The sequence below is a fragment of the Sodalinema gerasimenkoae IPPAS B-353 genome, assembly GCF_009846485.1.
Classification (GTDB): Bacteria; Cyanobacteriota; Cyanobacteriia; order Cyanobacteriales; family Geitlerinemataceae; genus Sodalinema; species Sodalinema gerasimenkoae.
Genome location: NZ_ML776472.1, coordinates 3208052 through 3220099, shown reverse-complemented (window position 1 = coordinate 3220099; position 12048 = coordinate 3208052). Strand labels below are relative to the sequence as shown.

General features: G+C 53.3%; 9 protein-coding genes. 5 read left to right on the top strand and 4 right to left on the bottom strand.

All coding sequences use genetic code 11. The features are described from left to right. Positions 1 to 2 precede the first annotated feature (2 nt). The 3 genes from urtD (at position 3) to L855_RS13960 (ending at position 2327) form a co-directional block, all read left to right on the top strand. Positions 3 to 755, top strand: coding sequence for an urea ABC transporter ATP-binding protein UrtD (gene urtD, locus L855_RS13970; protein WP_159788988.1), 753 nt, complete (start codon positions 3 to 5; stop codon positions 753 to 755). 47 nt (positions 756 to 802) lie between these two features. After that, complete coding sequence (gene urtE, locus L855_RS13965) at positions 803 to 1498, top strand: urea ABC transporter ATP-binding subunit UrtE (RefSeq protein ID WP_192925076.1); 696 nt, start codon at positions 803 to 805, stop codon at positions 1496 to 1498. A gap of 547 nt (positions 1499 to 2045) precedes the next feature. Beyond that, complete coding sequence (locus L855_RS13960; protein WP_068790183.1) at positions 2046 to 2327, top strand: HU family DNA-binding protein; 282 nt, start codon at positions 2046 to 2048, stop codon at positions 2325 to 2327. 260 nt (positions 2328 to 2587) lie between these two features. Here L855_RS13960 and L855_RS13955 read toward each other — a convergent pair whose 3' ends face one another. The 3 genes from L855_RS13955 to L855_RS13945 form a co-directional block, all read right to left on the bottom strand. After that, entirely contained in the window at positions 2588 to 4231 is a 1644-nt protein-coding gene (locus tag L855_RS13955; protein ID WP_159788983.1) for an ABC transporter permease, read from the bottom strand. A gap of 107 nt (positions 4232 to 4338) precedes the next feature. Then, a complete protein-coding gene (locus L855_RS13950; RefSeq protein ID WP_159788981.1) occupies positions 4339 to 5373 on the bottom strand; it encodes an iron ABC transporter substrate-binding protein in 1035 nt (344 codons plus the stop codon). 342 nt (positions 5374 to 5715) lie between these two features. Then, complete coding sequence (locus tag L855_RS13945; protein WP_159788979.1) at positions 5716 to 6294, bottom strand: hypothetical protein; 579 nt, start codon at positions 6292 to 6294, stop codon at positions 5716 to 5718. A 255-nt stretch (positions 6295 to 6549) separates the two neighbouring features. Between L855_RS13945 and smc the strand changes: the two genes are divergently transcribed. Continuing rightward, positions 6550 to 10224 carry a chromosome segregation protein SMC gene (gene smc / locus L855_RS13940; RefSeq protein ID WP_159788977.1) on the top strand — a complete coding sequence of 1225 codons (3675 nt, stop codon included), beginning with the start codon at positions 6550 to 6552 and terminating at the stop codon, positions 10222 to 10224. A gap of 47 nt (positions 10225 to 10271) precedes the next feature. Continuing rightward, positions 10272 to 11282, top strand: coding sequence for a PRC-barrel domain-containing protein (locus tag L855_RS13935; RefSeq protein WP_159788975.1), 1011 nt, complete (start codon positions 10272 to 10274; stop codon positions 11280 to 11282). 153 nt (positions 11283 to 11435) lie between these two features. Here the strand turns inward: L855_RS13935 and L855_RS13930 are convergent, their stop codons facing one another. Further along, positions 11436 to 12020 (bottom strand): Uma2 family endonuclease, encoded by a 585-nt coding sequence (locus L855_RS13930; protein ID WP_159788973.1) that lies wholly within the window; start codon positions 12018 to 12020, stop codon positions 11436 to 11438. Between the last annotated feature and the right edge of the window lie 28 nt (positions 12021 to 12048).

Below are 12048 nucleotides of genomic sequence, written 5' to 3'. Positions count from 1 at the left end.
CGATGACTGAAAAAATCCTGGAAATCGACAACCTCACCGTCAGCTTTGACGGCTTTAAAGCTCTCAATGCCCTGACCTTTAGTCTCGACAAAGGCGAGTTACGGGTCATCATTGGTCCCAACGGTGCCGGAAAAACCACCTTTCTCGATACCATTACCGGCAAAGTCCAACCCACTCAGGGTCAAGTCCACTTCAAAGGTCGCAATCTCCGCAACCTCAACGAACATCAAATTTCTCGCCTGGGCATTGGCCGCAAATTCCAAACCCCCCGGGTCTATCTCAATCTCAGCGTACGGGACAATCTCGATTTAGCCTGCAATCGCCGCAAAGGGGTATTTCAAACCCTATTTGGCAAACCCGATCACGGGGAACGGCTGACGGTTAGCGGGATTCTGCAAACCATCGGCTTAAGTGCCAAAGCGAACCTAGAGGCGGCCTTACTCTCCCATGGGGAAAAGCAACGCCTGGAAATTGGGATGTTGGTGGCCCAGGCCCCGGATTTACTGCTCGTGGATGAACCGGTGGCGGGGTTGACCGATGAGGAAACGGAAAATGTTGGCAATTTGCTCCTGACCCTGGCGGAGAATCACTCGATTATTGTGATTGAGCATGATATGGAGTTTGTACGGCAAATCGCCCGCACGGTAAGTGTCTTACATCAGGGGTCTCTCCTCTGTGAAGGAACTATGGATGAGATTCAAAATAACCCACGAGTGATTGAAGTCTATTTAGGGCCCTCGGAGGAGGAAGATTAATCATGCAAGCCATCGATACCAGAACCGTGACCCCAGAGTCCGGGTTAATGCTACAAGCCTCGGGATTAAATGTGTATTATGGCGAAAGTCATATCTTGCGGGATGTGGATTTGAGTGTCCCCATGGGTCAGATGGTCTGTCTGATTGGTCGTAATGGGGTGGGTAAAACGACCTTGTTGAAGACCATTATGGGGTTGTTAGCGCCTCGGAGTGGGCGTATCAATTTTTGCGATCGCCCTCTGTTACCCCTATCGACTCCTCGCCGGGCCCAAGCGGGGATTGGCTATGTTCCCCAAGGTCGCGAGATTATCCCTCGGGTGACGGTTAAGGAAAATCTCTTACTGGGGTTAGAGGCTCGTCCAGGACGCTCGAAGAAGGTGATTCCCCCTGAGATTTTTGAGCTATTCCCGGTTTTAGAGACCATGTTGGGGCGTATGGGGGGAGACTTGAGTGGTGGACAACAGCAACAGTTGGCGATCGCCCGGGCCCTCATGGGACAACCGCGCCTGCTGTTACTCGATGAACCCACGGAGGGGATTCAACCCTCAATCATCTTAGAAATTGAGGCCGCTGTTCGTCGCATCATCGAGCGAACGGGAATTTCAGTCCTCCTGGTGGAACAGCACTTACACTTCGTCCGCCAAGCCGATCGCTACTACGCCATGCAGAAGGGGGGAATTGTTGCCTCGGGAGAGACACAAGACCTCTCCCAAGAGGTGATTCAGGAGTTTCTAGCGGTTTAGTGATTCGTCAGGACGCCTCGCCCTTAAAATTTTTCAAAACTAAACAAACCCTAAAACCCTCAGCAAGGTATCAGATGGCCTCGACAATCCTCACCCTAGCCTTGATTGCTATATAGTCGTTTTTGGCATGATCACCCTGGATTTAGAGTGGCTAGAGCATCCTCATGGCCAAGATTGCAACCCTCCCTAACTATTAGCACCCCCGCCAACATCGAGAGGGGCGATCGCCCTCCTGGCCCCAGGACAACCGCTGCTAGAGGGAGAGAGTATTACTCAATTTTTTGGGAATTGTCAAGATTTTTTCCGAAATTTGCCTTAAAAAAATGGTAGAAGTCAAAAAAATCCTCAAATCAAGATAAATTAATACTTTCTACGATCCAGATCGGGCAAACACCCATTAGAATGAGTCAGTGAAACATCGGAAGACCAAGAGTTTCAAGGTTTTTTGCCCAAAAAGCCCCTCCGATGTTTGTTGCCTAAAGTGTCCTCAAGACCCGTTTGGGCAGTCACGAACCTGTACTATCTGACCTTAAGGAGACATCCAGATATGAATAAAGGAGAACTCGTCGATCGCGTGGCCGCGAAAGCGAATGTCACGAAAAAGGAAGCTGACGCCGTCCTGACCGCCGCCCTGGAAACCATTGTGGAAGCGGTTTCCAGCGATGACAAAGTCACTCTGGTCGGCTTTGGTTCCTTTGAAGCCAGAGATCGTAAAGCCCGTGAAGGCCGTAACCCCAAAACCGGTGACAAAATGGTTATCCCCGCTACCAAGGTTCCCGCCTTCTCCGCTGGCAAACTGTTTAAGGAAAAGGTTGCCCCGAGCAACTAGTCTCGTCCCCCGTCATTAAATTCCGTGTGGGTATCACCGCATTGATGCTGGGCAGTCTCCTGAGGCTGTCCAGTTTTGCTATGGGGGGAAGAAGGCAGTAGGCAATAGGCAGTAGGCAGTAGAGAACCACAGAGTCATACTGCCGGAAGAGGGCAGCCACAAGGGCGTGCCCCTACGTTATTTTTGTTCCCTGTTCCCTGTTCCCTGTTCCCTGTTCCCTGTTCCCTGTTCCCTGTTCCCTATTCCCTATTCCCTATTCCCTATTCCCTATTCCGGCTGAGTCGCTCTTGGGAAAGGATGATCAGAGTAGCTAGGGTGGAGACGACGAGCATCATGAGGGAGGCCACGGCCGCTTGAGTGAAGGCGGCGTTTTCGGCGGTGGCTTGCCAGATTTCCGTGGCGAGGGTGCGGAAGCCGATGGGAGAGAGTAATAAGGTCGCTGGGAGTTCTTTGATGGCCGTCAGGAAAATCAGCATCGCTCCACTGATAATCCCTGGACGGACTAGGGGAATGGTCACTTCTCGTAGGGTCTGCCAGGGGGTTCGCCCTAAACTGCGGGCCGACTCCTCTAGACTTGGGGAGACTTGTAATAGAGAACTGCGTAGGGTTCCCACGCCCTGGGGGATGAAGAGGACTAAATAGGCAAACAGGAGCATGGGCAGGGTCTGGTATAGGGCCCTGGCATAGTTGGCCCCAAAAAAGACTAGGGATAGGGCGACCACAATTCCCGGCATCCCAAAGCCGATGTAAGACAGTCGTTCCAAGAGACTGCTTAGAGGACTGGGAAAGCGGACGGCGAGAATGGCGATGGGGAGGGCGAAGATGACGGCGATGAGAGCCGCTAAGCCTGAGCCATAAATGGAATTGACCGCCGAGGGGAGCATGGCACGGACGAGGTCGATCGCACTTTGGCCCGCTGTCATGCCCCGTCCGAGCCAAAAGACTAATACAGTCAAGGGCATGACCAGGGACGAGAGGAACACGAGGCTACAGAAGGCCAAGGCTAACCATTTCCAGGGGCCTAGGGGAATTAATTTAGGCTGATGCTGGCTGGCGGAACCACTGCTGTAGTAGGCCGCTTTGGAACGGGCCCGGTATTCTAACCAGAGGATACAGCCTACTAGGGCCACTAAGACCAGTGCTAGGGCGGCGGCCATACTGCGATCGAAGCTGGCCCGATATTGGAGGAAGATGATGCGCGTAAAGGAGTTAAAACGCATCAGGGCCGGCGTTCCAAAGTCTTGCAGAGAATAGAGGGACACCAGCAAGGCCCCGGCGGCGATCGCGGGCCGTAATTGGGGCAAGGTCACACGCCAAAAGGTTTCAGAATGGCTATAGCCGAGACTCATGGAGGCCTCTTCCATGGCGGGGTCCATTCCCTGGAGACTGGCTCGCACCGTCAGGAGAAGATAGGGATAGGAAAACAGGGTCGTGGCTAAAATCACCCCAGTCCAGCCATAAATCGAGGGCAGCCGCTGTACCCCCCAGGGTTCTAGGAGAATTTGCAGCATACTGCCTCGGGGACCGGCAAAGGCCAGCAGGGCGAAGCTACCCACATAAGTGGGAATTGCTAGGGGCAGGGTGGAGGTGACCCCCCAAAATCGCCGCCCGGGTAAGTCGGTGCGGACGGTGAGAAAGGCCAGGGGAATGGCAATTAGGGCGGAGAGAATCGTCACCGCCAAGACCATGCCAATACTGTTAAAAAAGACCTGAATGGTGCGCGGCCGTTGCAAAATTGCCCAGAAGTCCACCACTCCGATTCCCAAGGCTCGCAACACCAGGTATACCAAGGGCAATGCCATCCCCACTGCCACTAGGCTGGCCATGAGAACCAGGAACAAGGGAGGCCGCGATCGCCCTGAGGGCGGAAATTGCGCTTTGGCCGGTTGGGATTGTAGTTCCATGAGGTCGTTCGTGATGGACAGGGGCAAACCGATAAAGGCTACATTGTAGCCAATGCAGCCCCATCAGGGTAGGTGCAGTCGCACCTAATGAATTAACCCAGGATTGTCTACAAAGCCCCGGTTTCTTGTAAAAGACTCAGGGTTCCTTCCAAGTCTTCTAAGCTGCTTAGGTCGATATCTGGGGGGTTAATCTCAGAAATGGGCAATTGATTGTCGGGGGGATCAATTCCGGCAATTAAGGGATACTCACTGTTCCCCTCTGCGAAGTGTTGTTGAGCCTCGGGGCTGAGCATAAACGCAACAAAGGCTTCGGCGGCCTCAGGTTGGTCGGTGGTATCCAGGATGGCCACACCGGCAATGTTGATCATGGAACCGACATCACCGCTAGGGTAATGGTGAGCGACAGGGAAGTTGGGGTCTTCGGCTTGGAAACGGGCTAGGTAGTAGTTATTCACTAACCCCACTTCAACTTCACCACGACCGAGACCTTCAACAATTGAGGTGTTGTTGCGAAACACTTGAGGATCATTAGCTTGCATGGCTTCGAGCCATTCCCGGGCCCGCTCTTCTCCTTCATGTTCTCGCACAGCGGAGACGAAGGCTTGGAAGGAACCATTAGTGGGGGCCCAGCCAACCCGACCCGACCATTCCGGTTCGGTTAAGTCCCAGATGGAGTCGGGAACCTCGTCAGCATCGAGCATATCGGTGTTGTAGGCAAAGACTCGGGCCCGGCCGGTGATGCCAATCCATTGCCCTTCTCGGGACCGAAAGCGTGGGTCAACTTGGTCAAGTAGGTTCTCGGGAATATTACGGGTGCGACCTTCGATTTGTAAGGCTCCTAATGCCCCGGCATCTTGGGCGAAGTAGATATCTGCCGGGGAGTTTTGTCCTTCTTCGAGGATGGTGGCAGCCAGTTCGGCGGTGTCCCCATAACGAACATCGACACTAATACCGGTTTCCGCTTCAAAACGCTCAAACATCGGGCCGATGAGATCTTCGCCACGACCGGAATAGACGACGAGGGTTTCCCCTTGGCCGGCTGCTCCATCTGCGGTTGGGCTATCGTCCGGAGCACAAGCAATTAATGCTGTGCTTGTGGCGGCGGCTAAGCTAATTAGAGCAATGACTTTTCTTCGTTTCATGATAGTCTCCCAACTTTCCTCGTCAGTGAAAGTCTATAAAAATTGTCAATTGTGAGGTGCGGCTAAACACAGCAATTACCTCTGGCTCAGGTGCATCACGGATAGAAACTGACGAGTTTCCATCACGGAGGTCACGAGATTGGCTCAGTTCCTATCCCTAAATAGGGGTTTTGGGTAAACTGAGCCTGATCCGCCAGATTGAGGGTCGGGATAGCCCGCTGCCATCCTCATAGGTTGTAGGTTAAACTAATTCAGAATTATTCCGAATTAGAATCGGCTTTAATGAGAGTAATTGTCAGGGAGAAGTTTGTCAAGAGGTGTTTAATAGTGGAGTGCGAGGGGTTAGTTCAAGCTCCCTGGACTTCGACGAGAGAGAAAACGGAAGCTTCGGAGGTCGGGGAATTGACGAATTGCGCTGTCGAGAGCCGTCTGGGAAGCTTGGCGATTGGCAAGGCTACCATAAAATCCTTCGAGGAAGGGGACGAGGTGCTGATAGGAGATGGAGCGTTCTGGGACAATGACTCCAGACGCACCAGCGGTTAGGAAGGAGTCGGCAAGGGGATATACGCTTGCGGCCCCACTGACGATGAGTTTGCCTCGCCATTGAGTCATGCTCTCGATTTCGCTGGGTGAGAGGCGAGTTTGGGGACGGCGATCGCGGATTTTTTCGGCTTGAGACCATCCGAGGACGAGGCCGTCGCGATCGCCATGGAGGGCTAAGTGAATGACATCAAGAGCCGTTTCACTAAGAGATTTCTGCAATAGGCTACGATTAAGGAAGGTTCGTCGCTGCCAAATGCCATCATTGCTATACACTTGGCAGGGAATGGCAAGGCGTTCAAAGGCTTGAGAGAGTAGAAGGGTTTCCGTTTGTTTGCGGATTTCGGGATTCCGACAAACTTCAAAGATGGCAACATTCATAATGTGGTTTCCCTTGCTCCCCAGGCGGCTTTAGTGGCATTCTATCAAACCAGTGGTGTTAGGAGCGATCGCCCATCAGCTCTCCTGTTGCCTGTTGCCTAGGGCGACCACGGTTCGGCGATCGCTCACCAACCACGGTTCGGCGATCGCTCACCAACCACAAGGGTAAGCCCCTACGTCTTTTCTCTTGCCTTCTTCCCCTCCTACTGCCTACTGCCTGCTGCCTACTGCCTTCTTCTCCCTCTTCCCTTCCCCATGGTTTACATCAAAGAAATCGAACTCACTAATTTTAAATCCTTTGGGGGAACCACGAGGGTTCCGTTCCGGCGTGAGTTTACGGTCATTTCGGGACCGAATGGTTCTGGGAAGTCTAATATTTTGGATGCCCTGTTGTTTTGTTTGGGAATTGCCTCATCGAAGGGGATGCGGGCCGATCGCCTGCCGGATTTAGTCAATCAACAGCAAAATCGACGTAAATCGACGGTGGAGGCCAGTGTCAGTGTCACCTTTGATTTGTCTCGGGAGGATCTGTTGTGGCGACGGATGCAGCGAGCGGAAAACTCTGATGAGGAGAACGTCTCTGATGCTTCTGAAGAGGGGGCTGGGGAGGATGAGACACTGCCACAGCATCAGGATTGGCGGGTGACGCGGCGGCTGCGAGTGACGCCGTCGGGGGGCTATACCTCGCAATATGCGATCAATGGCGAGGTCTGTACTCTGGGAGAGTTGCATGAACAACTCAATGAGTTGCGCGTCTATCCTGAGGGCTATAATGTGGTGCTTCAGGGGGATGTGACCAGTATTATCTCCATGAACGCTCGGGAACGGCGGGAGATTATTGATGAGTTGGCCGGGGTGGCGGCGTTCGATCGCAAAATTGATCGGGCCAAAGAGAAGTTCGCCGAAGTGGAGGAACGCGAAGATCGCTGTCGCATTGTGGAGAAGGAATTGATGACCCAACGCGATCGCCTTGCCGCCGATCGCCTCAAAGCCGAACAATATCAGCGATTACGCCAGGAACTTCAGCAGAAACAAGAGTGGGCTAGAGTTTTACAGTGGCAGCAATTGCGCCAACGCCAAGAGCAGATTGGGGAACAATTGGCAGCTGGCGATCGCACTCGCGGGGAACTTCAGGACACTCTGGCCCAACTGGCTGAGAATTTGAAACAGGCCAGCGATGAACTCGATGTGTTAAATCAGCAGGTGAAGGCCCTCGGCGAAGATGAACTCTTGGCTCGTCAGTCGGAGTTGGCCCGTCAGGAAGCCGAACAGCAGCAACGCCAGCAGCGACGGCAGGAGTTGCAGCAGCAGCGTCAGGAGATTGAGGGGGCGATCGCCCAAACCGAGAGGGCGATCGCGCAAAACCAGCAGCAACAGGAGCAACTTCGCCAACAACAGCAACTCCTAGAAACTGACCAACTTCCCACCCTGAGAGAGTCACGGGAGTTGGCCCAGGGAGAACTCGAACAGGCCCGAGAGTCCGCCAACGCCCTGGCTGATCGCGCTCAAGCTTGGGTGCAAGAACAAACCCAACTCCGTCAACAAACGGAAACCCTCCTGGGAACCCTTGAACCCCAACGCACCGAACAGGCCCAACTTCAGGAACGGCTGGCCCAATTGGGGGAACAACTCAGTCAACGGGAGACGGCGATCGCCCAACGAGAGGACCAACTGCGACAGAGTCAACAGGAGTATCAACACCTCAGCCAAGAAGAAGAAACCGCTCAACAGCATCTGCAACACCTCGAACGCAGTAGCCAAGCTGCCGAGGAGGAGTTGCAGATTCAGCAAGATACCCAAACTCGTCTCTTGCAAGAACAGCGGGACAAACAACGCCGCCTCGATAAGCTCGAAGCCCAAAATCAAGCCATTCAAGAAGCCTCCGGCAGTTATGCCAGCCAAGTGGTGGAACAGTCAGGATTGAGCGGAATTTGTGGGTCGGTATCCCAACTGGGACGGGTCGAGAGCGACGTGCAAATCGCCCTAGAAACCGCTGCCGGGGGACGATTGGGCTTTGTTGTCGTTGAGGATGATTTAGTCGCCTCTGCGGCGATTCAGCTTTTGAAAGAAAAACGGGCTGGGCGGGCCACGTTTCTGCCCCTGAATAAGATTCGCGCCCCTCGTTTTCAGCGGACTCCCGAGGTCGAACGCACTCCCGGTTTTATTGACTATGCGGTGAATCTGATTGACTGCGAGGAACGCTATGACGCTATCTTTGCCTATGTGTTTGGCTCAACAGTGGTGTTTGACCGCTTAGACAATGCCCGTCGGTTATTGGGACAGGCGCGCATGGTGACTCTCGATGGGGAACTCCTCGAAGCCAGTGGGGCCATGACTGGGGGAAGTCAGCGGCGGGGATCATCTCATCTACATTTTGGCCATGTGGAGACTGGGGAATCGGCGGAAGTGAAGGGGTTGCGCGATCGCCTGCGGCAGATTGGCGAGATTCTCGAACGCTGTGAGGAGGAGATTTTACGCTGGAGTAGTGAACTGAAATTAGGGGCCAAGGCGCTGATGGAGGCGAAACAGCAACATCGAGAACACCAATTGCGCCGGGAACGACTGGGGCAGGATATTGAGAGTTTACAGCAGCACCAGGAGCAGGGGCGATCGCAACAAAGTCAACAACGCCAAGAACTCGATAGCACCCAGGCTCGTTTGCAGCAACTGCAACAGGAACTCCCTCAGCAAGAGCAGCAGTTACGAAACCTGCGAGAACAACTAGCGGAATTGGAGAAATCCCAAACTCACCAAGAATGGCAACAGTACCAACAGGAGATTCAACAACGGGAGGAAATCCTGGCCCAACGCACCCAGAGTTTGCGGGACGGGGAAGAACGGTTACGAGAATTAGCCAGTCAACAGGGGCGACTGGGTGAGAAAATCCAGGAACGTCAGCAACAGTTGGGGGAACTCCAGAGTCGTGGCCAGGAGATTGAGCAGCAACAGGAGCAACTGGCGCAACAACACCAGGAGTTAGATGAGCAGATCGCTCAAACTCGTGCCAGTTTTGCCGAAATTGAGGCCAAATTAGGAGAAGAGAAACAGGCCCGAGATCGCGCCGAAGCCGAACTGCGGGAATTGCGCGTCAACCAACAACAAACCGACTGGCGTTTACAGAAACTCCAAGAAACCCAAGAGGGGCGAGTTGAACAACTCCAGCAAGTGCGCCAACAACTGCGAGAACAGCAGCAAGACCTCCCCAACCCCCTCCCCGAGGTTCCCCCCCAGCTAAAACTAGACGCGTTGGACAAAGAACTCCGTAGCCTCGCCAAACGCATCGAGGCCATGGAACCAGTGAATATGTTGGCCCTAGAAGAATTTGAGCGCACCCAAGCTCGATTAGAAGAACTGACTGAGAAACTGGCCATTCTCCAGGATGAACGTCAGGAGTTGCTACTACGCATTGAAAACTTCACCACCCTGCGGTTACGCGCCTTTAAAGAAGCCTTCGACGCGGTAAATGAGAATTTTGCCCAAATCTTCGCTGAACTGTCTCAGGGGGACGGATATCTGCAACTGAGCGACCCGGAAGACCCCTTCAATGGCGGCTTGAACTTGGTGGCCCATCCTAAAGGTAAGCCTGTGCAACGGTTGGCCTCGATGTCAGGGGGGGAGAAATCTCTCACGGCGTTGAGTTTTATCTTTGCTCTACAACGCTATCGTCCCTCCCCGTTTTACGCCTTTGACGAGGTGGATATGTTTCTAGACGGGGCAAATGTGGAACGATTAGCTAAAATGATTAAAAAGCAGGCACAAGCCGCACAATTTATTGTCGTGAGTTTGCGCCGTCCCACTATCGCCGCCGCCGCGAGAACCATCGGTGTCACCCAGGCCCGAGGTGCTTATACCCAAGTTTTGGGTTTGAAGTTGCAACAGCAACCACAACCCGAAACTCAAGAATCTCTCTCGCCAGAGCGATCGGTCTGATAGTACAGTATATTAACCAGGATTCGACTCGTAGGATTCCATCTAGAATGACATCCGAACACATCCGTCAACGCTCCGATCTGTTAGGAACCCAAGTCATCACCCGCGACGGCGGGAGGCGGCTCGGAGTCGTCAGCCAAATTTGGGTAGATATCGATCGCCGGGAAGTAGTCGCCCTCGGGATGCGGGATAATATCCTAGCGGTGGCCGGGCTCCCCCGTTACATGCAGCTCGATCGCATCCGCCAGATTGGTGATGTCATCCTAGTCGATACCGACGAAGTCATCGAAGACGATCTCGATGTTGAGATGTATAGCACCATCATCAACAGTGAGGTGATTACTGAAGTGGGCGAACTCCTCGGGAAAGTGCGAGGCTTCAAGTTCGACACCCGCGATGGCAAAGTCACCTCCATCATCATCGCCTCGATTGGCATTCCCCAGATTCCCGAACAACTGCTGAGTACCTACGAACTCCCCATCGAGGAGATTGTCAGCAGTGGTCCCAACCGTCTGATTGTCTTTGAGGGGGCAGAAGAACGGCTGAGCCAGTTATCGGTGGGGGTCATGGAACGGTTAGGCTTAGGGAGTGCGCCCTGGGAACGGGAAGAAGAGGAAGAATTTTATACTCCCACCGCTCGCCCTGAGAATCAACTGGGCAGTGGCATTCCCAACGCCCCTCCAGAACCCCGCCGTCGAGCTATGGAGGCTCCCGTTGAGCAGCAATGGGATGAAGACGAGTGGACACAACCGGAACCTGAACCGCTTTACGAGCCAGAACCGGAGCCGGTGTATGTGGAGTACGACGAGCCGGAGACAGAAAACTGGAGTGAAACCAGTCGCAGTCAGTACGAGCCACCTTATGAGCCGGAACCCTATCGAGAGGAACCGGTGTATGAGGAGGCGGATTATCCGGACTATTCCCAGCCTGTGGAGTACGAGGACATTGAGGCGGATGCTTGGTCTGAGGAAGAGGATGCACGGGTGTATGATCCTCCGAAGGTGAATATTCCTCAGAAGACTAAGCAACCCGAGTATGAAGAAGAGGCTGGCTATTAAGACGTTACTCTCGTGTACTCTCGTGTCATGGCTCCAGTCGTGACACGTCCCCCCGGAGGCTCTGCCTCCTAATAGGTGGCCACCTAGAGTAGAGTTGAGAATAGAAAGATTTCAGCCAATCGGTTCGGGCGATCTTGCACCAACTCGTCATGACTAATGTCCCTGACTTGGCAACCTGAATTTCAATAAATCAAACACCTGATTGACTGAGATTTCCCATCCTTTAACGTGACTTAAACTCGGAAGTTTATCATCATTTCGCTGAAGTTGAGGTTGTTCTCCTGCCCGAAACACTAAGATTGTTGTTTCATCCGGGTCAATTAACCAGCCCAATTCAGTTCCAGAATTTAGGCAAAATAGGATATTGTCAATTACCCGAGTTTGCGGCTGTTGTGGAGATAAAATTTCAATCGTCCAATCTGGTGGGATGCTAAAGCGATCGGCAATATCTCCGGTTTCGTCCAGGGGGATATTCTCCCAAGCAAACACAGCAATATCTGGAACCAGAGAGCGTCCCCCGAAGCTACAGCGTAACTCTGTCAAGGCAAGGGCCGCCTGTTGGGGTTCTGCAACGCGGTTGATGAGCGCCGATAAACGAGTTTGTAATAGGCTATGTTTGCCCCTAGGCATCGGTTTTTGATGGGGTTTCCCATTAATATATTCATAAGCTGGTTTCTGTTCCGGGAGTTTGAGAAACTCCCCTAGGGAAAGCGGTTGAGTCTGAGTTGGTGCTGGCATGATCGATCAGGGTTATAACGTGGAGGAT